General features: G+C 26.8%; 24 protein-coding genes and 1 pseudogene. 13 read left to right on the forward strand and 12 right to left on the reverse strand.

Annotated elements, in window-relative coordinates; translation table 11 throughout:
* Positions 1–12 precede the first annotated feature (12 nt).
* Positions 13–1,200, forward strand: a complete 1,188-nt coding sequence (locus HCG76_RS07400) for a PucR family transcriptional regulator (protein WP_221699658.1) — start codon at positions 13–15, stop codon at positions 1,198–1,200.
* A gap of 164 nt (positions 1,201–1,364) precedes the next feature.
* Positions 1,365–1,715: a thioredoxin domain-containing protein gene (locus tag HCG76_RS07405; protein WP_221699657.1), complete on the forward strand. Its 351-nt coding sequence runs from the start codon at positions 1,365–1,367 to the stop codon at positions 1,713–1,715.
* 167 nt (positions 1,716–1,882) lie between these two features.
* Here the strand turns inward: HCG76_RS07405 and HCG76_RS07410 are convergent, their stop codons facing one another.
* Positions 1,883–2,788 carry a Ppx/GppA family phosphatase gene (locus HCG76_RS07410; RefSeq protein WP_221699655.1) on the reverse strand — a complete coding sequence of 302 codons (906 nt, stop codon included), beginning with the start codon at positions 2,786–2,788 and terminating at the stop codon, positions 1,883–1,885.
* 556 nt (positions 2,789–3,344) lie between these two features.
* On the opposite strand from HCG76_RS07410, the gene HCG76_RS07415 reads away from it, so the two are divergent.
* Both HCG76_RS07415 and HCG76_RS07420 read left to right on the forward strand, forming a co-directional pair.
* Positions 3,345–4,379: a threonine aldolase family protein gene (locus HCG76_RS07415; RefSeq protein WP_221699653.1), complete on the forward strand. Its 1,035-nt coding sequence runs from the start codon at positions 3,345–3,347 to the stop codon at positions 4,377–4,379.
* A gap of 238 nt (positions 4,380–4,617) precedes the next feature.
* Positions 4,618–6,357 (forward strand): ABC-F family ATP-binding cassette domain-containing protein, encoded by a 1,740-nt coding sequence (locus tag HCG76_RS07420; protein WP_221699652.1) that lies wholly within the window; start codon positions 4,618–4,620, stop codon positions 6,355–6,357.
* A 299-nt stretch (positions 6,358–6,656) separates the two neighbouring features.
* Here HCG76_RS07420 and HCG76_RS07425 read toward each other — a convergent pair whose 3' ends face one another.
* The 6 genes from HCG76_RS07425 to HCG76_RS07450 form a co-directional block, all read right to left on the reverse strand.
* On the reverse strand, positions 6,657–7,364 hold the full coding sequence (locus HCG76_RS07425) for an MFS transporter (RefSeq protein WP_308747515.1): 708 nt from the start codon (positions 7,362–7,364) through the stop codon (positions 6,657–6,659).
* Positions 7,365–7,580: 216 nt separating this feature from the next.
* Positions 7,581–9,245 (reverse strand): alpha-glucosidase, encoded by a 1,665-nt coding sequence (locus tag HCG76_RS07430; protein WP_221699650.1) that lies wholly within the window; start codon positions 9,243–9,245, stop codon positions 7,581–7,583.
* 85 nt (positions 9,246–9,330) lie between these two features.
* A complete protein-coding gene (locus tag HCG76_RS07435; protein WP_221699648.1) occupies positions 9,331–10,209 on the reverse strand; it encodes a helix-turn-helix domain-containing protein in 879 nt (292 codons plus the stop codon).
* A 200-nt stretch (positions 10,210–10,409) separates the two neighbouring features.
* A complete protein-coding gene (locus HCG76_RS07440; protein WP_311776385.1) occupies positions 10,410–12,026 on the reverse strand; it encodes an ABC transporter ATP-binding protein in 1,617 nt (538 codons plus the stop codon).
* Between the two features lie 218 nt (positions 12,027–12,244).
* A complete protein-coding gene (locus tag HCG76_RS07445) occupies positions 12,245–13,741 on the reverse strand; it encodes an NAD(P)H-hydrate dehydratase (protein ID WP_221699647.1) in 1,497 nt (498 codons plus the stop codon).
* Between the two features lie 108 nt (positions 13,742–13,849).
* Positions 13,850–14,476 (reverse strand): sugar O-acetyltransferase, encoded by a 627-nt coding sequence (locus HCG76_RS07450; protein WP_221699646.1) that lies wholly within the window; start codon positions 14,474–14,476, stop codon positions 13,850–13,852.
* 176 nt (positions 14,477–14,652) lie between these two features.
* Between HCG76_RS07450 and HCG76_RS07455 the strand changes: the two genes are divergently transcribed.
* Complete coding sequence (locus tag HCG76_RS07455) at positions 14,653–15,549, forward strand: helix-turn-helix domain-containing protein (RefSeq protein ID WP_221699645.1); 897 nt, start codon at positions 14,653–14,655, stop codon at positions 15,547–15,549.
* 74 nt (positions 15,550–15,623) lie between these two features.
* Here the strand turns inward: HCG76_RS07455 and HCG76_RS07460 are convergent, their stop codons facing one another.
* Together HCG76_RS07460 and HCG76_RS07465 are read right to left on the reverse strand one after the other, a co-directional pair.
* Entirely contained in the window at positions 15,624–15,914 is a 291-nt protein-coding gene (locus HCG76_RS07460) for a hypothetical protein (protein WP_221699643.1), read from the reverse strand.
* Positions 15,915–15,959: 45 nt separating this feature from the next.
* Entirely contained in the window at positions 15,960–16,292 is a 333-nt protein-coding gene (locus tag HCG76_RS07465; RefSeq protein WP_195988086.1) for a DUF1622 domain-containing protein, read from the reverse strand.
* 46 nt (positions 16,293–16,338) lie between these two features.
* On the opposite strand from HCG76_RS07465, the gene HCG76_RS19045 reads away from it, so the two are divergent.
* From HCG76_RS19045 to HCG76_RS07485, 4 genes are all read left to right on the forward strand, one after another.
* Positions 16,339–16,623 carry a hypothetical protein gene (locus tag HCG76_RS19045; RefSeq protein ID WP_260458062.1) on the forward strand — a complete coding sequence of 95 codons (285 nt, stop codon included), beginning with the start codon at positions 16,339–16,341 and terminating at the stop codon, positions 16,621–16,623.
* Between the two features lie 337 nt (positions 16,624–16,960).
* Positions 16,961–18,391, forward strand: a complete 1,431-nt coding sequence (locus tag HCG76_RS07475) for a choice-of-anchor A family protein (protein ID WP_221699641.1) — start codon at positions 16,961–16,963, stop codon at positions 18,389–18,391.
* A gap of 160 nt (positions 18,392–18,551) precedes the next feature.
* Positions 18,552–18,965: a large-conductance mechanosensitive channel protein MscL gene (gene mscL, locus HCG76_RS07480; RefSeq protein ID WP_221699640.1), complete on the forward strand. Its 414-nt coding sequence runs from the start codon at positions 18,552–18,554 to the stop codon at positions 18,963–18,965.
* A gap of 129 nt (positions 18,966–19,094) precedes the next feature.
* Entirely contained in the window at positions 19,095–19,742 is a 648-nt protein-coding gene (locus tag HCG76_RS07485) for a guanylate kinase (RefSeq protein WP_221699639.1), read from the forward strand.
* 303 nt (positions 19,743–20,045) lie between these two features.
* Here HCG76_RS07485 and HCG76_RS07490 read toward each other — a convergent pair whose 3' ends face one another.
* Positions 20,046–20,960 carry a CPBP family intramembrane glutamic endopeptidase gene (locus HCG76_RS07490; protein WP_221699637.1) on the reverse strand — a complete coding sequence of 305 codons (915 nt, stop codon included), beginning with the start codon at positions 20,958–20,960 and terminating at the stop codon, positions 20,046–20,048.
* A 139-nt stretch (positions 20,961–21,099) separates the two neighbouring features.
* Between HCG76_RS07490 and HCG76_RS07495 the strand changes: the two are divergent.
* Both HCG76_RS07495 and HCG76_RS07500 read left to right on the forward strand, forming a co-directional pair.
* A pseudogene (locus HCG76_RS07495) lies at positions 21,100–22,515 on the forward strand (spore germination protein).
* A 144-nt stretch (positions 22,516–22,659) separates the two neighbouring features.
* Positions 22,660–22,842 carry a transcriptional regulator gene (locus HCG76_RS07500; RefSeq protein WP_221699636.1) on the forward strand — a complete coding sequence of 61 codons (183 nt, stop codon included), beginning with the start codon at positions 22,660–22,662 and terminating at the stop codon, positions 22,840–22,842.
* 110 nt (positions 22,843–22,952) lie between these two features.
* Here the strand turns inward: HCG76_RS07500 and HCG76_RS07505 are convergent, their stop codons facing one another.
* Positions 22,953–23,609, reverse strand: coding sequence for an FMN-dependent NADH-azoreductase (locus HCG76_RS07505; protein ID WP_221699634.1), 657 nt, complete (start codon positions 23,607–23,609; stop codon positions 22,953–22,955).
* A gap of 121 nt (positions 23,610–23,730) precedes the next feature.
* Between HCG76_RS07505 and HCG76_RS07510 the strand changes: the two genes are divergently transcribed.
* Complete coding sequence (locus HCG76_RS07510) at positions 23,731–24,150, forward strand: ribonuclease Z (RefSeq protein ID WP_221699632.1); 420 nt, start codon at positions 23,731–23,733, stop codon at positions 24,148–24,150.
* Complete coding sequence (locus tag HCG76_RS07515) at positions 24,150–25,157, forward strand: DNA/RNA non-specific endonuclease (protein WP_221699631.1); 1,008 nt, start codon at positions 24,150–24,152, stop codon at positions 25,155–25,157. The genes HCG76_RS07510 and HCG76_RS07515 overlap by 1 nt, the downstream gene beginning before the upstream one ends.
* 64 nt (positions 25,158–25,221) lie before the next feature.
* Here HCG76_RS07515 and HCG76_RS07520 read toward each other — a convergent pair whose 3' ends face one another.
* On the reverse strand, positions 25,222–25,851 hold the full coding sequence (locus tag HCG76_RS07520; protein WP_221699629.1) for a histidine phosphatase family protein: 630 nt from the start codon (positions 25,849–25,851) through the stop codon (positions 25,222–25,224).
* Between the last annotated feature and the right edge of the window lie 14 nt (positions 25,852–25,865).

The raw sequence follows: 25,865 nt of genomic DNA on the forward strand, positions 1-25,865 counted from the left end.
GGAGGTTTACTAATGTTTCAGTGTAAAGATTTATTTACTCTACCATCTTTATTAAATATTAAGTTAATTTGTGGCAATAACGGTCTTAATAACATAATTCGCTGGGCATATAAAGCGGAAAGTCTTGATTTATCTAACTGGGTTAAAGGTGGCGAGCTTCTTATAGTTAGTGGTGCTGTTATTGAAAGAAATGATTTTAATCTATCAACTTTAATAAATTTAGCAATTAATTTAAAACTAAGTGGAGCTTTGTTACTAGTAGGTGATAATTATATTAAATCAATTCCTAAGCAATTACTAAACCTTTGCAATAAAAGTAATTTTCCTATTTTTATAATTCCCTGGAGTACTCCTCTTGTAAATATTTTTGAGGAATTAGGTCATGCAATTGTAACAAGCAATATGAATAAAAATAATGAAAACTTTGTTGCTAATATTGTTTTTGGAAAAGAATATTCAAAAGAGGAGCTTTTATTAAAAGCTGATAATTTAAATTATAATTTAGAAAATCCTCAAACTGTTTTTTTAATTCGCTTTCATGATAATATTAATTCTAAACTTAATAAAATATCCTTAAATGAATTTAAAATAAATGAATTTACTTCTTATATTACCTCTTTATTTGAAAGTAATGATATGAATATTATTATTTCATCTTATGGAAATAACATAATAGGACTTTTTTCCTCTAATAAAGGTACTAATATCTTAAATAGCATTTTTAATTCCTTTATTTTAGATGCCGCAAAAAAAATTCCACAGCTATCAATTACTATAGGTATTGGTAAAACCTATAATAGTGCTTCAAACATTCAAAAAAGCTTTAAGGAAGCTTCAAAATGCATGGAAATAGCAGCTAAACTAAATAAAACAAATAATATACTTTATTATGAAGAACTTGGTATACTTTCTTTATTCTTTGAATTAGATAGAAAAGATCTTCTAAAGGAATTTTCTAATCAAGTGTTAGGTGGATTAATTGATTATGATAAAAAGCATAAAGGCGAGCTTCTAAAAACAGTTGAAATTTATCTTAATAATAATTGTAATATTATTAAAACTTCTGAAGAATTATCTACTCATAGAAATACTATAAAATATAGACTAAAGAAAGTTGAAACTATTTGTGAGTCTTCTTTAAACAATCATTTATTTAGAGTTAATATTCAAAATGCATTATTAATTCATAATTTTATATAATTAACCCTTAACCAATTTAATAACCTTATACTATAAATAAGTAGTAGAGATATTAATTTTCAAACTACCCTTATTTATTAAATAATTATTGTAATATTATATTTCAAGGTTGATGGGGAATATTAATTTTGATATGATAGTCTAAAAAAACTAGGAGGTTTTTTATGTTTGAAGAAAATTCATACAAAGAAAATGTAGAACTATTTGAAAATATTCTTTCTGAAGAAGCAGATAAACTACTATGTAATGAAAATTTAGCCATTGTTTATATAGGTAGAGAAACATGCCCATACTGCCGTAAATTTGCTAAAAAGCTAAGTGACTTAGTTAATGAAATTAATACAATTATTTATTATATAGATAGTTCTAATAGTTCAGATAATTATATTAATTCTTTTAGAGAAAAATATAATATTGTAACTGTTCCTGGATTTATTGTTGGTAAAAATGGAGATATTCAAGTTCGTTGTGATTCTTCAACTCCTGAAGAGGAAATTTTAGAAATGATACAATAAATCTCATTTATCTTTGAATTTAACATTAAAAACTAGCTATGCGTAAAATCTATACATAGCTAGTTTTATTATTCTCACTTAAAAATTTAATAAATATACTACTAAATACAACGGCAATAATACTCATAATTATAAATAGTAACGTTACATGATAAAAATAATATTTATTAAAGTAAGCTTTCGTAAATTATACCTTCCCTAAGTCCTACTGCACTTATAATATACTTTTCTGAATTTAAATATTGTAGTATTGTTAAAATAGCTCCAAGTGGTGCTGCAAATATATCTGCCCTATTTCTTGATAAGCCCCTTAAATTATATCTTTCATTCATTGATAGTTTTAAAAATTCATCATATATTTGTGAGATTTCAGCTTTTGTCATACTATAGCTATGAAGCAATTGCTTTGGATAATTTTCATCACCTTTAGATACCCTTCCTATATGCTTCGCAATTCCACCAATACCTATTACATTCATTTTATTATTTTTCTTAATCCAAGGTATTTCTTCAAGCTTATTATTGATAAATGAATTAAGTTCTATATTTTTCTCCTCTGTCTCAATATTATTAAACATATTTGTAAGGGGAATACATCCTAATGATAAGCTTATACTATCCTTTAACTCTCCATTTTCCATAAGGGTAATTTCCATACTTGAGCCACCTAAATCTAATAATATAGCATTCTTTTCCATCATAGAATTTTTAATTGCTAAATATCCATATCTAGCTTCTTCTTTACCTGATAAAATATTTACTACATATCCAAGCTCTCTTTTAATTTTATTACAAACCTCATTTCTATTAGTTGCTTTTCTAACAGCTTCTGTTGCAACTACATAAGTATCTGTAACCTTATAAATTTCACAAATCATCTTAAAATTGCTTAATACATTAAGAGCTATATCTATTCCTCCATCAGTTAAATAATTATCTTCTGTTAAGTAACTACCTAATCTAATAGTTTTTTTTGATTCATTAATTATTTTAAATGTTAAGCCATCATTTATTCCATAAATTATTAGCCTTAAAGAATTTGATCCAATATCTATTATTGCTCGTCTTTCCACTTCAATTACCCCCATATTCCTCAAAATTAAATAGGTTATATAACTCTTCTTTATAAATATATTATAACACTTACATACATATCATTATAAAATTAAAGTGTCCCCTATAAAATATAGAAAACACTAAAATCATAAATATAGCTATTGTCTTTTTTATATACTTCTCCTCCTTTTATAATAAAAAATTTAATCTATCTGCACTACAAGGATTTTTTTATTCCCAATTTATATTTAAATTAATATAATCTATCTACTTGTCTTATCTTTATTAATTATAACATATTTAATAAATTCTACTGTTAAGTCTAAATCAATATGCAATGTATATAAATTTATATACATTTATTATTTTAAATTCAACTACTTACATTATTAGTTTTTATATATAAAAACTAATAATGCTTTAATTTATATACTGATTTCTAACTATAAATATTATTTAAACACTAACATTTCATAATTATTACCAATCCACTCTATATACAATAACTATCAATTCATGTATAGTATAATAGGTATAATTATGCATTATATATACAATAAAGAGGAAATACCTATGATAAGATTTGAATGCGATTATTTGGAAGGTGCTCACCCTAAAATTTTAGAACTTTTATTAGAAACAAATTTTGTACAAGCACCTGGCTACGGAAAAGATGTATATTGTGAAAAAGCACGCTCTATTATTAGAGAAAAATGTGATTCACAAAATGCTGATATTCACTTTCTAGTTGGTGGAACTCAAACTAATAAAACAGTCATTGATTCTATACTTCGTCCATATCAAGGCGTTTTATCTGCAAATACCGGACATATAAATGTACATGAAACTGGTGCAATAGAAAGCTCTGGACATAAAGTTTTATCTCTACATAGTGATAATGGTAAAATCACAGCAACTCAAATAAAAGAAGCATATGATGAACATTTTAGCGATAGTAGCCCTGAGCATCTTGTTCAACCTGGAATGGTTTATATTTCACATCCAACAGAAGTTGGAACACTTTATACCAAAAATGAATTAGAAGAACTAAGCACAACATGTAAAGCTTTAGGTTTACCTTTATTCTTAGATGGGGCTAGACTTGGATATGGACTTACTGCAGAAGGTACTGATTTAACTTTACCTGACATTGCTCGATTATGTGATGTTTTTTATATTGGTGGTACTAAAGTAGGTGCATTATTTGGTGAGGCTATTGTTATAACTAATCCTAAACTTAAAAATGATTTTAGATATTACATAAAACAAAATGGTGGGCTTCTTGCTAAGGGAAGACTTCTTGGGCTTCAATTTTTAGCTTTATTTGAGGATAATCTTTATTATGAAATTTCAGTTCATGCAAATAAACTTGCAATGAAAATTAAAAATGCATTTATGAATAAGGGATATTCTTTCTTTATTGATTCATCAACGAATCAACAATTCCCTATTATTCCAAATGATAAAATTAGAATACTAAAAGAAAAATATTCTTTCTCATTCTGGGAAAAAATAGACGATAACCATAGTGCAGTTCGTTTCTGTACATGTTGGGCAACAAAACATGAAGATGTAGAACAACTAGTTAAAGATATTGAAAATTTATAACCTTAAATATTAATGGAAAGTGAGAATTTACAATAAGGAATATATACTATTGTAAATTCTCATTTTTTTACTTATATGAAATCATTGAACTTAGTCAAAAAAGGTGTTATTCTATCAATATTAAAATTAATAAATTTTTACTAAAGAAAATCAACTATAGAGTTTAAATTGATAAAATAATAATATTGAGGAGCTTATTTTTATAGGCTCTTTTTTACTGATAAAGAGAGGTACTGATATGATAAAAGTTGATAAATTATCCTACTCATTTCCACAAAAAAATTTATATAATGATATTTCCTTTACATTAGAAGAAGGTCAACATTGTGCCTTTATAGGATCAAATGGTACTGGTAAAAGTACACTTATAGATATAATTATGGATCCTGAAAAATATATGTATGATGGTCTATTAGAAATATCTCCAAATTGTAGAATCGGCTATGTACGTCAATTCCAAGAAGTAGATAAAACAAAAGACATTACAGTTTTTGAATACCTAGCAGAAGATTTTATTAAACTACAAAATGAAATAGCAGCTATATGTACTGAAATGGAAACATCTTCTGATATTGAAACATTACTTGAAAAATATCAAGAGGCTTTAGATGCCTTTGAAGCAATCAATGGTGATGATTTTGAAAATATTATTGATAAAAAATTAAATCTTATAGAATTAATTAAATCTAAAGACTTACTTATCTCTGAACTTAGTGGTGGAGAATTTAAGCTTATTCAAGTAATTAAATCAATGTTAACTACTCCTGACTTACTTATTATGGACGAACCAGATGTATTTTTAGACTTTAAAAATCTTAAGGCTCTTAAAGACTTAATTAATTCACATAAAGGAACAATGTTAGTTATTACTCATAATAGATATTTATTAAATCATTGTTTCAATAAAATTATTCACCTTGAAAATATGGAATTACAAGAATTTGATGGTGGTTATGTTGAATATAACTTCTCATTACTTCAAACTAAAATTGAATTGCAAGAACTTGCAGCTGCTGATACTGAAGAAATTGAAAGAAATGAAATATTAATAGATAGATTAAGAGAACTAGCAAGTGAAAATAAAGAACAATTTAGAGGAAAAACTTTAAGAGCTAGAGTTAAATTCCAAGAAAGATTAGAAAAGCGTAGAATTAAAGCTCCATTTGTAGATATTAAACAACCTAATATAATGTTTACTACAGCTAATGAAATAGAAGAAAAAACTGCTTTAAAAGTTACTGACTATAGTGTTACTTTTGATGATGTACTTTTAGAAAATGTTAGCTTTGAAATTAATTCTACTGATAAAGTAGCTATTGTTGGAGCAAATGGTACAGGTAAAACTACACTATTCCAAGAAATATTAAAAAATAATAATCCTTCTATTGAAATAGATAGTAATCTTAAAGTTGGTTATTTCTCTCAACTTCAAGGCCAAACATTAAATTATTCTAATACTATACTTGAAGAGTTCTTTGATATTGGTTTTAAAACTTATGATGATATTAAATCATATTTAGAACTATATAATTTTGATGAAGAATTACTTAATCAAAAAATAGGAACTTTATCTGGCGGAGAAAAAAATATACTTCAATTAGCTAAAATTTCTGAAGTTGGAGCAGACCTTTTACTTCTTGATGAGCCAACAAGCCATTTAGATACATATTCACAAATAGCCTTAGAAAAAGCTATTAAAAATTATAAAGGTGCTATTTTAATGATTTCCCATGATTACTATACTATATCAAATTGTATGGATTATGTTTTACTTGTTGAAGATAAGAAAATTAGAAAAATTAATATTCAACATTTTAGAGATATGATTTATATGAATCACTTTAACAAAGACTATTTAAAACTTGAACAAAAGAAAAAAGAAGTTGAAACAAAAATTGAATTAGCTTTAAGAGATAATAATTTTATTCTTGCAAAAGAATTATCTGAACAGTTAGAAAAAATAGTTACATCACTTTAACTTAGATAATAATATAAATCAAAAAAGCACTTACTTAAATGTAGGTGCTTCTTTGATTTATCCCCTTAATGAATCCTAGTTTCAAGCTTCTTTATTTCACTTTCTCTCTTTTTTACTTCATCTCTTCTTCTAATTTATGCATTTTTTCTTCTATATCATAAATTTCATTAAAAGCCATCTTTAAAACATCAATAACCTTTATTCCATTTTCATACTGTGGAATTTGCTCTAAATATGCGCAAGTAGCTCCACTTGAAAAACATTATAATTTAATCTCTTTTATTTAAATCTTCTTACACTTATACAACTTTTACTTTTTCACAGACCTTACTAACTCTCTCTGATGAAAGTAACATTATTATCATTAATATTAATAAGAAATATGGTAATATACCAAATCCAGTTACTCTTGATAATGCTCCAAATAATGGTGGTACTAAAGTACTTCCTACATAGGCTGTAGCCATTTGAATTCCCATTATTCCTTGTGATAATTCTTTTCCAAATCTATTTGGAGTTTCATGAAGCATTGCAGGATATATTGGTGCACATCCTAAACCTATTAATACTAATCCTGCCAATTGAAGATTATTATGTATTGGCATAATTAATAATGCAGCCCCCATAATACATATAACTTGTCCCATTCTAATCATTTGTTTATTATTTAATTTCATAGCAATGAAGCCTGATAAAAATCTCCCAACTGTAATACCTAAATAATATAGAGATACCCATTTTGCTGCTGATTCTGCAGATAAACCATTGTTAGTAACTAAAAGAGAACTTGTCCATAATCCTGTTGTTAATTCAATTGCACAATAACAGAAAAATGAAATAAGAGCTGGTTTTGCCCCTGGTAGCTTTATTAGTGTAGATACCTTAACATCACTATGAGCTTCTTCATCTGCCTCATTACTTACCTCAAACTTTTTCCATAATGGTAATGATAAAAATAGACAAACAACTAATATAGCTTGAACTGTTCCTATAGTTGCATATCCCATTCTCCAGCCATTTTCTTTTAATAAGTAAAGAAATTAGAACATTTAAGTTTTGATGAATCATAGGCCACGCAGAACCTAATATAGCATCTGGTAACCCTAAGCTAATAAAAGCTATATAAATTATTACTAATAAAATTGTTAACATTTCTAATTCCCCTTATATTTTTATTTAATACTTTCACCAAACATTTTACCACATATAACCAATAACTATTCTTAAAAATGTATAACATATACTTCACAAGATTTTACTACTAATTTATTTTCAACTTCTCCTACCTTATCCATGTTAGATAAAATAACTTCCCCACGTTCCTCTAAGTTTAATGAAACTTCTGCTTCTCCAAAGTTTGCAACTACTAATATCTTTTTATTATCTAGCTTTCTATAATAAGCAAATACTTTATGCTCTTCTAAATAAGCAGGTTCAAAATGTCCATTAGTAAAAATATCACTATATTCTTCAGATTTTCTTAAAGCTATAAGCTTTTGATAGTATCTTAAAACTGAATTTTCATTTTCTAATTGATTTTCAACATTTATATCTGTATAGTTTTGATTTACTTTAAGCCATGGTTTACCATCTGTAAATCCTGCATTTTTACTAGAGTTCCATTGCATTGGAGTTCTTGCATTATCTCTGCTAATTCTGTAACACATATAAAGAGCTTCTTTTTCACTCATGCCGCTCTTTATTCCTTCATTATAAGAATTAATTGTTGAAATATCATCATATTCATCAATACTTTCCATCATGCAATTTCTCATACCAATTTCTTGACCTTGATAAATAAATGGAAGACCTCTTAATAAAACACTAGTTGTTGCAATCATTTTTATACCATCTTCATTTTGAGCATATTCTGGCAAGTATGTTGATGCACCTCTTGGTTCATCATGATTTTCTATAATATTAGCTTTAAATCCAATCCTTTCTGTATCAATTTGAGATTTAAATAATGCATCTCTCCATTTATAAAAATCCATTCCCTCTTCAATACTCCAAGCTGTTTCATCAAACTTTAGTGAAGTTGCTGTAAAATCAAACATAGTAGAAAAATGTCCATTATTTCCTATAAATTCTTTTAACTCTTCATTTGTAATATTAAATACTTCTCCAACAGTAAGTGCATTATATTTTTCAAAGGTTTCATGCTTTAATTCTTCAAGAAACTCTCCTACACCTTCTGCTTCTTCTACCATTTTAGTAACATGAACAAGCCCATCATCTCCATCTGCTTCATAATTAGGAAAATCTAAAACCTTTTTAATATTTATAATAGCATCAATACGGAAGCCTGCTAACCCCTTATCTAGCCACCAATTAATCATTTTATATAATTCTTCGCGCACCTTTGGATTCTCCCAATTTAAATCTGGTTGCTCCTTGGCAAAGAAATGTAAATAGTACTTTTCAGTACCAGGTATCTTCTCCCATACGCTACCCCCAAAATAAGAACGATAATTACTAGGTGGATTTCCATCCTTCCCTTCTCTAAAATAGAAGTAATCTGCATATTCTCCATCTGGATCTGCTAATGCCTTTTGGAACCATTCATGTTTATCTGAGCAGTGATTTATTACTAAATCCATTAATATATACATGTCTCTTTTTTTTGCCTCTACTAAAAGTTCATCAAACTCTTCCATAGTACCAAATTCTTCAGCAATACTATAATAATCAGATATATCATAACCTTGATCTACAAAAGGCGATTTATACATAGGTGATATCCATATAATATCTATTCCTAAATCCTTTAAATAATCTAATTTATTTATAATACCTCTAATATCTCCAATTCCATCTCCATTTGTATCATAAAAACTTTTTGGATATATTTGATATGCCACCTTATTGTGCCACCATTTCTTTTCCATAAATAAAAACCCCTTTCACACTTATTAATTTCATTATAAATACATAGAAAGAGGTTTTCTTATTTAATTTTGACAAAACATTACACTATTTTGACTTTTTTATTTGTTTTCTATATTGAGAAGGACTCATATGCTTTTGCTCCTTAAAACGTTTAATAAAATATCCTATATTGTCATATCCACAAGCTATGGCAATATCTATAATCTTATCATCACTTTCAGCTAAAAGCTCTTTAGCTTTTTCTATCCGTACATCATTTATATATTCTGTAGGTGTCTTCCCAACTAATTTCTTAAAATATCTGCAAAAATATTGAGTATTCATTCCAAGTAGCTTGGACATATCATCTAAATATATCTTTTGCTTATAATTATCATGGATATACCTTAGAACTTTCTTTACATTATCTATCTTATAATCATTAGCTTTATCTTTGCCATCTAAATAATTAAACTTATTATTTTCATATAAAAGTGCAATTAATTCATATAAATATGATTTAACTCTAATAAATCTAGTTAAACCATCCTTATCTGCTTCTTTTATTATTTTCTTATATATCTTTACTAACTCATTCCATATAGAATCATCATTATTAATTAATGGTGGAAAATATATTTTCTGCTCAATTAACGGTCTAATAATTTCATATTGAATCCCATCAAAATACTCAAAACTAAGCATCTTTAAGTCAAATACTAAAGCACTTTCCGTGCATCCCTCTTCCCCTACAATATAATGAGTATCTCCAGATGTAATAAACATAAAGGCAGGAGCTTCTATTTCATACTTCATCATGTTAATATGTACAGTAAACTTTCCCTTTTTAAAATATACTAGCTCCATTTCATCATGCCAATGAAAATTAACAAAAAATGTACCCTTCTTATTCCATTTATAAGATGCTAACGGGAATCTAACTGTTCCATGATTAATATCTTCCTTAAGTTTTATATTATCCATACTCTTTAACCTCTCACTTATAATCATTTGCTCTATTAAATAATTTTCTATGTATATCTATTTTTATTATTCCTATAGTTTATATTACTCTAAAAATTAGTATTTTTTTAATCTTAATTATTACATATACTATAATACTTCAAAATCATAATAATTACTTCCTATAATTTATGACTTTCTTCTTAAGGCTCTAGACTTTTTTATAGGTATACTTTTAGTTGGTGATTGCTTAAGTATTCTCTGACATTAATATTATTTAATATAGATTTTGATTTGTCATAAGAGAAGCTTACATCTTTAAATTCTACTTCACCTTTAGGCAACTTTAATTCTATTGCATCTTCATCATCTTTTTTCTCTTCTAGTGTATCTAAAATTTCAAAAACTCTTTCCGCTCCTGCAAGTGCAGATTGAATTGTATTAAACATTCCAGCTACTGAATTTAGAGGACGAGCAAACTGCTTTGAGTAACTTAGAAAACTAACAACAGTTCCTACAGCTAAACCATATCCAACTGATAAAATTCCTCCTACAATAGCAACTATAGTAAATATAAGATTATTAATAACATTTATTAAAGGCATCATATATCCAGACCATATTTGAGTCTTATTACTACTTTCATATAATTTTTCATTAATTAAAATACTACCTTTATTAACATCATAAAATCTTAATAATAACCAGGCTATTGTAGATTTACCACTACCTGTAGGTCCTATAATTGCAAGATTTTCACCTAGTTTTAAAGAGAAGCTTAAATTATTAATAGCAGGTACTCCACTTCCATTTGGATAAGCAAAGGTTACATCTCTAAATTCTACTTTTCCATTTAATTCGAAAACATCTTTACTATTATTAAAATCTCCTTCACACTGAAAAATTTCTTTAATACGGGTAGTAGAGGCTTTTGTTCTAACAAACACATTAAAAATATTAGTTATCATTATTAAAGATGTAAGTATTTGAGACATATAAATTGTAAATGCTGTTATATCTCCTGGATTTGCAAGGTTTAAAGAAAAAAGCTTACTACCTATAAAAAGTACAATTACAGTCCCAATTCCAACAGTAAATGTTATAATAGGTGATATTAAAGTTATAATCATTTGAGATGAAATACCAGTTTCCATTAAATTATCATTAGCTTTTCCAAACTTCTCCTTCTCCTTCTCCTTATCATAAGTACCAAATGCTTTAACTAATCTAATGCCTATAAGATATTCTTGAACTACTGAATTTACCTTATCCATAGATTTTTGTAACTTATAAAACCTAGGATAACTAAACTTCATACTAACTACTATAAGTATTGAAACTATAGCTACAACTACATAAATTATTAAAGCTAATCTAAAGTTAAGAATGGTTGCAAGAATAATACTTCCTATACATGTTATAGGAGCCTTTAAAAATATTCTCATAATTCCATTTATAAATTGAACAATTTGAGAAGTGTCATTAGTCATTCTAGTTATTAAAGAGCCACTTTCAATTTTGTCAGCACCCTCTTCTGCAAAATATAAAATTTTTTCAAATAAATTATAGCGTAAATCTGCACCCACTCTTTGAGAAACCTTAGATACTAGAATGTTACGAGTTATGGCAAAACAAGCACCAAAAGCTGTAACTATAAGCATTAATGTGCCCCAATAATAAACATTTGAAAGACTTCCTCCCTCTATTCCTAAATTAATTATATTGGCCATAAGTGTTGGTCCAAGTAAATCACATATTGCCTCAAGTGCTACACAAATAATAGCTGTAAAAAAAAAAGGAATCTTATATCTTTTTAAATATTTACTATATAAAGTCACTATCTCATCTCCATTTTATTTTTTATCTATTATTTAATTATGTGTTTTATTAGCTAAATATAATCTGCTAAAATTATAACTTTAGAATTGATTTTGTTTTGTTAGATATAATTGAGATTTTAAATGTAAAAAAATATAAAAAACTGTAACTTTAGTTACAGCTTTTACTTTTATTCTTGATTCTCTATTAATACTTTTTAAATGATAGCTTAAGTATATTATATATAATTTATATCATTAATTACGTATGGAAGTTTTTCAACAACATGAGAGGCATTAACACAAAACATACCCTTTGATAACACATCTCCACAATAACCATGAAGAAATGCTGCTAATATTGTAGCTTTAAAAGGTTCATATCCTTGCCCTATAAAAGAAGTAATAATTCCTGTAAGTGCGTCTCCCATTCCACCAGATGCCATTTTACTATTTCCACTTGAGTTTACATAAACTTCTTTTCCATCAGTTATTATAGTATTATATCCCTTCAACAATACAATAACTCCATACTTCTTAGCAAAATCAACAGCAATAGCTATTCTATTATCAACTAATTCATTAATAGGAATACCTGTAAGCCTAGACATTTCTCCCATATGAGGTGTTATTACATTTTTTCTCTTACTATTCTTTAATAAGTCTAAATTATCTTTAAGTACATTTAAGGCATCGGCATCAAGAACTACTGGACATCCTTCCATAGAAAGAATTTTACTTACCTGTTTAAAAGTAAATTCATCATTTCCCATACCTGGCCCCATTGCAATACTATCACTATTTAATATAAGAGTTTCAAATCTATCATCTTCATATGACATAGTCATAGCTTCTACTAATTTACTTTTTAAAATATCTACTATAGACTTCTTAGTACAAAGTGTAATAAGACCACCACCACTTCTTACTGCTGCCTGTGTTGAAATATATGCTGCACCTGTAAAACTTTCAGATCCTGCCATAATAGTTACTCTTCCAAAATCACCTTTATGTTCGTATTTCTTTCTCTTTTTTATAATACTTTTTATATAATCTATTTCAATTAAATATTCTTTAGAATGAAATTTATCAACAACATAATCAGGTACCCCAATCTTTTCTACTATTATATTTCCTGTATATTTCTCACCTTTATAATCTAAAAATCCTTTTTTATAAGTTTCAAATGAGATAGTCATATCTGCTTCAACTGCAACTCCTAAAATTCCAAAACTATCGCATTTCATTCCTGAAGGTATATCTATTGCAAGTGTAGATTTACTTTTTTTATTTATAATGTTAATAACTTCTTCACATATTCCTTCAACCCTTCGAGTTAATCCTATACCGAAAATTGCATCAATAGTCATATCATTTTTACATAAAGCTTCATTTAATGCTTTTATATCTTCACTTTTAATAATATGATTAATATTTATCCCCATATTTTTTAATATATCATAATTTACATTACAATCTTTACTCATAGAGTTATTACCAACTATGAATACATCAATCTGCATATTCATACTAAAAAGCTGACGTGCAACAGCAAGACCATCTCCGCCATTATTGCCAGTTCCACAAACTATGGTAAATGATTTAAACTTTTCAAAATCTATATTTTTAACAATCTTTATTGCTGCATTTTCCATAAGAACTATTGAAGGAATCTTTAATTCATTTATACAATAATTATCTATATTTCTTGTTAATTCTGAATTTCCTATTCTCAAAATATCATCACCTTTTATAACATTTATTATTAATTATAACATTATTTAATTAAGTTCATGCAAATAAATAAGGCTAGACATAAAATGCTAGCCTTATAATTTACTATATTATTTTTTATTATTTATGTTAGCCCAAGCCTCTTCATCAAATACCCTATCTTTATAATAATATTTTCTATCAGCTTCTGTAATTTCCTTAATTACTCTGCAAGGATTTCCTGCTGCTACTACATTAGCTGGGATATCACGTGTAACAACACTTCCAGCTCCAATAACTACATTATCCCCTATATTTACTCCTGGTGTTATTACAACATTTCCGCCTATCCATACATTATTACCAATAGTTATTCCAATTCCATATTCATAAGCTGAATTCCTTGAATCTGGGTGAATAGGATGGCCTGCAGTATAAATTGCAACATTATGAGCTAACATTACATTATTACCTATCTTAACTTTTGCCACATCAATAATTGTACAATTATAATTAGCAAAGAAGTTATCTCCTACTTCAATATGTTTTCCATAATCACAGAAAAATGGTGGATTTATAAATACTCCATTTCCCGTTTTCCCAAGTAATTCTTTTGCCATCTTAGTTAGGGTATCAAAGTCTGAGCGATCTGCCTCATTAAATGCTTGCATTAATTTTCTCGTAACCTTCTGCTCTTCAAATACCATTTCATCAGAAATGTATGGTAACTCTAAATCTCTTCTTTCTATGTTATTCATACAAATATCCTCTCACTTTCAAACAATTCTTCACTTGATTATTTTATTTTTTTGTTTTCCAAAAACAATCAAAATGTTAATATAATTATATTAACATTTGAACTTAATTTTATAGGAATATAACTTCTTTTTATATAATTATATTCTCATATTATATATTTTATAGGAGACTCTTTATGGAGAAATCACTTATTGAAACTGATCATACTTTAAAACAATTAACTGAACATGGAACTAAGGATTATCCAATACTAATTTCATGTGGTCTTACATTATCCTTAGATAGAGGCATAGTTTCTTGGCATTGGCATAATGACTTCGAGCTAACTTATGTTGAATCTGGTCACCTTGAATTCTCTGTAGGTTCTGATACCTTTATACTAAACCCAGGAGAAGCTATTTTTATTAATTCAAAATCTCTTCATCAGGTAAAACCATTAAAAAATGAAAAGCCTATTTACTATAGCTATGCATTTGCACCTGAACTAATTTGTGAATCCATGGAAAGCTTAATATCAACAAAATATATACTTCCTATAATACATAATAGTAATTTCCCTTATTATATATTTCATAATAGTATAGCTTGGGAAAAAAACTGTCTATTAAATATTCATAAATTAAATAATGCTGCAAGTTCACAAAATATATCTCGTGAATTTAAAGTTAAACATTATTTACAGTCTATATTTATAGATATTATTGAAAACATACCTAACATTTGTGATAAGTCCTTTAACTCTAATAACAGCGAAAATTATAGCATAATGAAAATTATGCTATATATTAAAGAGCATTATTCTGAAACAATTACTTTATTAGATATTGCAAATTCAGCAAATATTAGTAAAAGTAGTTGTAATAGAATTTTTAATAAAAGATTAAAAATGACGCCTTTTCAATATCTACTTAGTTTTAGAATAAATCAAAGCATACAATTATTAATTAATAGTAATAAAACTATTTCAGAAATAGCTTATTCTTGTGGTTTCCAAGATGCTAGCTATTACTGTAGAATATTTCGTAAATATAATGGAATTTCTCCTCAAAAATATCGTAATAATAATAAATAATTAAAGAGAGTCAAAATATAACTTTCATAATACTTTGACTCTCTTTAACTATTAAAATCTAACAATTTCTAAATTTATTTACTTTTTAATGCTTTAGAAACTGATCCCTCTAAAACTAATGTAACTAATGCTAAAATTGATAATATTGGATTAGGGAATGTACCTAATTGTTTGAATGTTAAAAAGTCTGATAAAAAGAATATCCATATTGCTGCTGTAATAACATGTAAAGTTACTCTTACCCATTTTTTAGTCATAAAAGTCATAAATGCTCCACTTACTTTTATATTCTTTTCTTCTTTAACAACCTTTTTATTATTAGTTTTCTTCTTTGTATTATTCTTACGTTTCTTACTATTTGCCATTACTAATTCCTCATTTCTTAGTTAATACTTTCAGTATTTTAACTATTAAGCTTTTTTTACATGTCCTTCAGCCTTTATTTCCCAATGAATTACAAAGGCTAATATCGCCCTTAGTAAAATTATAGCTGCTAATATATACATTTCATCTAATGATCTTACTATTACTGTTTTTAATATCTCTGCCCCCATTTTAAATTCTAAAGCTAAAGTTAATGCTTCTGCAAATTGAATTTTTATTGGATAGTTTGTCTTATTAATTAAATTACAAAAATACTTCCAAAATGCTTTAATAGCTCCTATAAAAATTATAATTACTCCCATAGCTTCAAGTAAATGAATAATTTCTGGTATTGCTATTTCTAAAAAGTTACTTAACATTATTATTCCTCCTATGTTGTCACTGCCAGGAATAATTATACATGATATGCTTTTTATCTTCAATTTAATGAATAAAAATATAGTAAATCCTAAAGCTCCAATAAGATATATTAATGGCGATACATTAGATAATAGAAAATGTAATTTAGAAATTTTTAATCAAAATACTATCAATAAATATGAAGAAAAAGATGGTGTTATTTCAATTATTTTAAAAGATAAGTATGGTAAAAAAGAAGGGGTTGCATTAATTTCTCACGAAGACTTAAGTTCCTTATCAATGATAAATATAGCTGGGTACTTCATAAAACTCATAATAAACTTTCTGTAGTAGCTAATACTCCTGAAGGAAGAATTCATCTTGAGGATATTATTATCTCAGTTATAGAAAATCATAAAATAGAACACATAAATAATAACCCCCTTGATAATAGAAGAAATAATTTAAAATTAACTCCATTAGAAATTGAAAACTAATAAAAATTTAATAAGTTTAATATGTAAAAAGAGCTATATTCAGATTTAATTAAAGTATTTAATATGATATAGCTCCTTTTTTTATTAATGTATTGTATTGACCTAAACAAAGCCAATCACAAATATATAAAAAAATACATATTGTATAATATATTTAAACAAATGAAAAAATATTAAAAGGAGATAGTTTTATGTCAATAGTATCTAATATAAATAATAATAAATGTCAAAGTTTTAGTCCATTTGATGAATATAACTTATTTACAATAGGCGATGTTGTACAATCTGATGTAGATTGGCAAGGAAGAGGTGCCATAGGAGGTAATGCAACACTAACTAACTTTGGAATAGGAAAAAACATTTCACCATTGCCTCCAAAAGGAACTGATTCAACTCTAATTGTTAAGGGAAATTTAACATGGAATGGTGGAACTAATTTTGCTGGTAACACAGTAATGTTGCCTACAACTCAATATAATGTTACAGATGTTAGTTATCCTAATGCTTATTTAAATTATCAGCCTATACGAAAATCTACCTTACCGATTGATTTCACTAAAATCTATGAATATGCACAATGTTTATCCAAAAATTTATTTAAGGAAAATAGTTTAGGAGACACATTAATCTTAAACTGCTTTGGAAATATATTCTTAATAGGAAACTCATCAGATATTAATATTTTCAAATTCAATGCTAATTTTATAGCAGATCCCCCTAATATAGTTGGCAGTTCTGGAAATTCATTAAATAGTATATCTAGTTTAACTATTTTGACTCCAGAAGACTCTACTAATATATTAAACATTTCAGGTACTGATATAAAATTTGGTGATTATAGTATATTTAGGAATACTTCTGTACCAAATATATTACCGCCTAGCGATATAACAGGATGTAATTTATTAAAAGAAGGTGTTGCACCTTCTAATTCACAAATTAGAAAAATATTATGGAACTTCTATGAAGCTACATCTATAACTATGTCTACTATAAGCTTACAAGGTAGCTTACTTGCACCATTTGCTGAATTGAAAGCAGTTAATGGAAATATACAAGGAAATGTTATAGTTCAATCCTTTATGCCTAATGATGGGGATTCTAATAATCATACAGAACTTCATAACTTTCCTTTTAATGGCTGCTTACCTAATGTTAATTGCAAAAGACCTCTTAATACTACTCCTAGTATACCAGATAAACACCCTACTCCTAGTATACCAGATAAACACCCTATTCCAACTATACCTGGCAGACCATACCCCCACCATAAATCATGTGTACCAGGTAAAGTAAAAAATTGTAAGCATAGTTGTAGAAATACCAATTGCTTGTGTTGTATTAAAGGAATTGTGTGGTATGACTGTAATAAAAATAGATGCAAGGAAGCTTGTGAAAAAGGAATGGAAAATGTAATAGTTGATTTATATAATTATGATGATATATGTATAAGTAGAACACTAACTGATTCACTAGGTAGATATTTTTTTATAGATATAGATCCAGGTAATTATTATTTATTATTTAGCAACCTAAATAATGAAGTAGATAAATATGTTAATACAGGATGTTTTAATTTATATCCAGGTAAAAGTTGCTTTGATATAAGTTTACCTATTTAAAATTAAATAATAATATATTAAAATAGCTTTTAATACTACTTTTTTAATATAAGGAGAATTCAAATTCGAATTCTCCTTTTTAGGTGTTATTATTTATCTTTAATTTATATTATAATAAACGCTGATATTAAATATATAAATATTCATGGAGGTACATATTATGAAGAAATTTTTTAACGAATTTAAGAGTTTTGCTCTAAAAGGTAATATTTTCAATCTTGCTGTAGGTGTTGTTATTGGAGGAGCCTTTAATAAAATTGTTTCCTCTTTAGTTACTGACATAATTATGCCTATAATAGGTTTTTTAACTGGTGGAATAAATTTTGCAGAGTATAGAATAACTCTAGTTGAAGCTACTAAAAATACTAGTGCCATAACATTAAATATAGGCCTATTTATTCAAAACGTAGCTGATTTTCTAATCATATCTTTATCTATATTTTTAGCTATTAAATTAGTTACTAAAATAGAAAATAAAATAAATATCCGTAAAGAAGTAGAAGAAAAAACTATTCCACAAAACATTCAATTATTATCGGAAATTCGTGATTTACTTAAAGAATCTACAAAATAAGTTATAACTTTATACATAATTCTCTTTAGCTACAATCTTACAAATAATATTAATATAATTTTCACTATGTATTTGAAACATGCTATAATATACAAATCAAATACTATAAAAATAAAAAAGGTGCTTATTATGAATAAATTATTTGTATTAGTTGGGCCATCGGCTGCAGGAAAAACTTTAATATCCAACTTTTTAGTACATAAAGATATTTCTATCTTAAAAAATCTAATTGATGAAGTTAATGACTTTGATAGATTATCAATGTTAGAAAATTTAAATATAATTACTAACGCTTTAAAAAGTTCTCCCTTTAATAAAATTATTACCTCTACATCAAGAAATCCACGAGAAAAAGAGACTCATGGAATTGATTATTATTTTTATAATAGAGATAATTTTGAAAGAAAAATAAATAATGGTGATTTTCTAGAATATGTTGAAAACTTTGGAAATTACTATGGTACTTGTTTAGAATCTATAAAAACTTCTTTAACTATTGGAAATTCAATTATTGTTTTAGATGATAAAGGTGCTATTAAGATGAAAGAACTCTTAAATTCACAAGCAATTACTATTTATCTAGACGTTCCTGTAAATATTATGGAAAAAAGAATGAATTTTAGAAATGATGATATTCAATCATTAATAACAAGAACTACTAATTTACATATTATGAATTATAAAGATAAAGCAGATTTTATTATTAATGCTAATAATAGAATTGATCTTGTTTTATTAGATATAATTGAAATTTTAAAAAGTACTATTGCCAATTAGATTTATATTGGCAATAGTATTTTTTTATGCTGATTCACTATACTTTTTCATAACAGAAATAAGAATTACTACTATTACTAATGCACCTAGTTCTGCAATAGGGACTGCTAAGCAAATAATATCTATTGCATTAGTAAACATATAAAATACCACTGCAAGTGGTATTACTATAACACATAATCTTAATATAGAAATTACTAAAGAGCTTATTCCACAACCTAAGAATTTACTTACTACTTCTTTATTTTTTGGTTAATTATAATAACTTTAACTGTTTTATCACAAATATTTGTTTCATTGTGTTTACTTATATATTTCTTTTACTGATAAACATTTTATTAAAGATTCTTTTTTTATTAATACGAAACAAATAACTCCTACAATAATAAAACCACTTCCCCCTATTATTCCTACTGGTAGTGGTCCAATAAATGGATTAGCATTATTATTAACAGATAAAAATAGTGTACTTACACTTGCAAAACCATTTATCATTCCATGAGAAATGGCAGCTGGTATTGAACTTTTTACTTTTAATGTTATATAGGATAAAAAGCTACCTACAAAAATGCAAAATACTATCATTGCAAGCATTCCCCCCCAGGGAGCAAATTTATATCCTAATCCATAATTATGTCCCATAGCTATTAATGGAGCATGCCATATTCCCCATATTACTCCTGTAACTATTGTTGCAATAAAAGGTGAATATTTTTTACATAAGTTAGGAAGCAAATATCCTCGCCATCCTAATTCTTCTCCCATTGTAGTAATTATATTTAATACTGGTGCTAATAATAATGCTGTTATTATTTGAATATATAATGTCATTTTTATTTGTTCATCAGTAATTACTTGACCTAAATTTGCTGTTTGCTCTTTAAGTGTATTAATCATTAAAGTCATATTTGCATCAAAGTTAGCTGGATAGATACAATAATATAATATTGCTCCTAACACTACTAATATTGCTGGTAAAAACCACGCTAAAATATAATACTTTATATTACCTTTTAAATTGGGTTTAATCCATACATCCTTAAATTTTTCTTTAGTAACTAATGTAGTAATAATTACTGAAATTGCAGGTACTAACATACATAAACTAAGTATAAATGTAGTAAGTTGATTACTATATCCTCCATTTGCCATTAATACAAATGCTAAGGTCCATGTAGCTAAAAAAGTAATTGCTAAAAATATAAATATTTTTTTCATTTTCTTTCCCCCTCTCTTTTATATTTTAATTTTACCATTATTTTACTTATTTTAATCCAAAAATACCAACTTTAATTTTGTATATTAGAAAAAAATAGCAAAACATATATAGTGTGATTATTATACAAAGGAGATAAATATGAAATTAACTAATGATATTAATTTAAATGTTAAAAAGCTAAGAGAAGAACTAAATTTAGGTAAGAGCTTTGATGTAATTGAAAGAATCATAGAGATTCATAATCATAAATATTACTTTTATTTTCTTGACGGTTTTGTAAAAGATACTAATATGGAATATGTTCGTAGAGATATTTATACTCTAAGTGAAAAAGATTTTACTAGTATAAAAACAGCTAATGAACTAATAGAAAAAGCTTTATCATCAATTGAAGCTTCTACTGATGATGATATTGGTAATATTATTACCGCTATTCTTTGTGGGCAAACTGCTATGTTATGTGAGAACTTTAATGAGGCAGTAATTTTAGATTATAGAACCTATCCTGCTAGGGGCGTAGAAGAACCTGAAAAAGAAAAGGTTCTTAGAGGCTCTCATGATGGTTTTGTTGAAACAATTGTTTTTAATACAGCTCTAATTAGAAGAAGAATTCGTGATCCTCATCTTACTTTTGAAATGCATAACATAGGAAGTATTTCAAAAACTGATATTGCTATTGGCTTCTTAGCTGGAACAGTCAAAGAAAATACACTAAGTAAAATTAGAGATATGATTGACAACTTAAAAGTAAAATCATTAACTTTAGGAGCTCAAAGCTTAATAGAATTATTAAACTCTTCTAGTTGGCTTAACCCATTACCCAAAGTAAGATTTACTGAAAGACCTGATGTTGCTGCTGCACAAATAATTGAAGGAAGCGTTGTTATTTTAGTAGATAATATGCCGTCAGCTTTAATTTTTCCTTCAAATATTTTTGATTTTATTCAATCTATAGATGATTATTATATGCCTGTATTTACTGGCAACTATCAAAAATTAATTAGAGCTATAGTACTTTTAGTAAATTTATTTTTAACACCAATATATGTACTAATAACTGATAATCCTAATTAGCTTATTGGGCCCCTTAGCTTCTTATTACCTAAGGATTCATATACAATACCATTATTTTTGCAATTTATTATTGGTGAATTTGCAATTGACGGTCTTAAACTAGCTTCTTTAAATACGCCTAATGTTTTTGGAACATCCTTATCAATTATAGGTGGCTTAATCTTAGGTGACTATGCTGTTCAATCAGGCTGGTTTATTCCTCAAAGTATCTTATATATGGCAATTGTTGCTCTTTCAAGCTTTGTTCAACCAAGTGTAGAGCTAACATTTGCATTAAAATTTGTTAGATTATTATTACTTGTTACTACTGGGCTTTTCGGTACTTTGGGATTTATTATTGGTATAATTATAAGCATTGCAGTAGTTGCTTCAACTAAAACACTTACTGGTGAAAGCTACCTTTATCCATTAATTCCTTTTAATTGGGATGCATTAAAGCATTTAATGTTCAGAACCAAAAAAACAGCAAGTAAAAAATAATATATTTATTTTTTATAACTTTATCTGATTTAAAATTACCAAAATATATTATTTTTTCTTTTTAGATTGATTATAATTATTGATTTATGTTAATAATGAATATATAATATTAAATAATAATTATTATTCAAGGAGGATATTGGAATGGATATTAAAGAAAATATTTTAAATGTTATGAGAGAAGCAGGAAAACCTGTTAGTGCTGGTGAAGTAGAAAAATTATCTGGACTTGATCGTAAGGATATAGACAAAGCTTTCAAAGAATTAAAAAAAGAAGAAGCTATCGTTTCTCCAGTTCGTTGTAAATGGGAACCAGCATCTAAATAAACTTTTCTTAATAACTCCTAATGGAGTTTTTTTATTTACATAAAAAACAAACTGAAACCTATTATTTTATAGGATTCAGTTTATTTTATCAGTAAACATATTATAATTAATTATTCTAAGTCTATTTCAACTAATACTGACTCAATCTTTTCCTTGGCTTTATTTATAGCATTTTTTCTTTCTTCTTCAGTTGTGCCTGTACCATCTACCTTAAGCTCTTGAACATGCTTAATTCCAATAACTTTCATTATTTTAGCTATATAGTTTTCTCCCTTATCCATTATAGGGTCCAATACCCAAGGTATATTACCACCAGAAGATTCTATATATACTAATGATCTTTTTTTATCATTTAATAATCCCTTTGGCTTTTTACCTTTTTCTAAAGAAATTGTTTTATCTGTTTGAACTATGCAATCTATATATTCTTTTAAAGGTGCTGGAAATGATAAACTCCACATTGGTGCTGCTATTACATACATTTCTGCACTTATAAATTGATCACATAATTCTCTTATTTTTCTTATTTCCTTTTGATCCTTTTCTGGTAATTTTTTCGCATCCTCTTCACTAATAACACAATTTCTATCTTGGAAATATTGATATTCTAATCTTGGTATATGCTCTTTATATAAGTCTACCTCTTCAACCTTAAAATCATTATATTTTTCTAAAAAACTATTGATAAAACTTCTGGCTACAGTCTTAGATGCTGATAATTCTTCTGGCTTGGAGTTAACACTTATATATAGTAATTTTTTCTCCATTTTCTACACCTCTTTTCATTATTATTATTATTTACTTTTTAGTGATAATTTAATTCATATATGACTATATCTATGAAATTTTGATATAATATTACAAAGAATAATTAAAGGAGGATAGTAAATGAATATAATTGTTTGTTTAGATGATAAAAATGGAATGATGTTTAATAAACGAAGACAAAGTCAAGATAAAGTTCTTAGAGAGAATATAAAAGAAATTATTAAAGATAAAACTCTTTTTATGAATGAATACTCTTATAAACTTTATAAAGATATTGATACTGGAAATATAATTGTTAGTGAAAATTTTTTAAATGAATGTTCTAATGATGATTTTTCTTTAGTTGAAAATAAAGAATTAAAAAATTATCTAAATAAAATAAATACTATAATTATTTATAAATGGAATCGTCTTTACCCTGCCGATTTTCATTTTGATATTAATCTAAATAATGATTCTTGGAAGATAATTAACATAGAAGAATTTCAAGGATCATCTCATGACAAAATAACAAAAGAAACCTATAGGAGAGTACATTAATGAAAAACTTATTTAAATTTAAGAAAACACTTATTATGATAATTGGTGTTCTACTATGTTTAAGTGGATTTATGGGTTGTTCTTCAACTTATGATCCATCTACTGATTCAAAGGGACAATCAGTTGAAGATTCTAATTCTAACAATATACTTTTAACTAATCCAAATACTAATGATGATATTAGTATTTCAAATATTCCAGAATACTCTGGCGAAGATTATATAATATTAAATAATAATATACCTAATTTTTCTGATTCTGACTTAACAACTACTTCATTTGAAGAATATAGTCCACTAGATAGCTTAGGAAGATGTGGAGTTGCATTTGCAAATATAGGAACTGATATAATGCCAACAGAAAAAAGAGAATCTATTAGTTCTGTTAAACCAAGTGGTTGGAAATCAGCTGAATATCCTACAGATGTTATAAAAGGAAAATATCTTTATAATAGATCTCACTTAATTGGGTTCCAATTAACTGCTGAAAATGCTAATGAAAGAAACTTAATTACTGGGACAAGATACTTTAATGCAACTTTAATGTTGCCATATGAAAATATGGTTGCTGACTATATAAAAGAAACAAACAATCATGTTTTATATAGAGTAACTCCTGTATTTAAAGGTAATAACCTTGTTGCTACTGGTGTTCAAATAGAAGCTAAATCTGTAGAAGATAATGGTGAAGGTATTGAATTTAACGTATTTATCTATAATATACAACCTGGTATCACAATAGACTATGTAACTGGTGATAGTGCACTTAGTGGTGAGGAAATAACTAAAACGGAACCATCAAATACTTCAAGTAATCCTACTACTAATAATTCAAATACGTCTACCTCTTCTACTGAAAAAACTGTAATAAGAGGAAACTCTAATTCAAAAATATATCACTGCCCTGGTCAAAGAGATTATGAAAACATGGCTGATTCTAAATTCCTTGTTAATTTTAATAGTGAACAAGAAGCAATTGATGCTGGCTATAGAAAAGCTTCTAGGTAGTATTATATTTTACTCAATAAAAAAACTCCTACAGTAAAACTACTGTAGGAATTTTTTTATACAATTACCAGCCTAACTTCTGCTCTTTTATAGAAAAATGGCTATTATCATTTTTAAATTCTATATAAAATCTATTATTTTCATCTACATTTACTTTTGTTAAAGTAGCTTGCCCCATAACTTCCGAATTAACTTCTTCATCCTTAAAGTAATACATAATAGCCTTTAATGTTATTCCATGAGCTACTATTAAAATAGTTTTCCCTCGATTTTCTTCAATGATTCTGTCCATTGCATTAGCTACTCTATCTCTAACTTCTGCTAAATTTTCCCCATTTGGTGCTGCTAGTTCAGTATTTCCCTTCATAATAAGGCTTATATCCCAATTAGGATTTTCCTTCATAACCTCATCTGTTATTTTACCCTCATAATCACCAAAGCACATTTCCATAAGCCCATCATCTGTTACTACTTCTACACTTTTATCACCTTTAATTATATTTGCAGTAGTAAGTGCTCTCTCTATAGGACTAGAATATATAACATCTAATTTTATATCTTTTATTCTATCTCTTAGCTCCTTAGCTCTTTCTATACCATCTTCAGTTAATGGTGAGTTTCCTCTTCCTTGTAGTCTTTTTTCTATGTTCCACATAGTTTGTCCATGTCTTGTTAAATATATCACTGTATTCATTAATCGTATATCTC

This window comes from Clostridium sp. K13 (assembly GCF_019734195.1).
Classification (GTDB): domain Bacteria; phylum Bacillota; class Clostridia; order Clostridiales; family Clostridiaceae; genus Clostridium.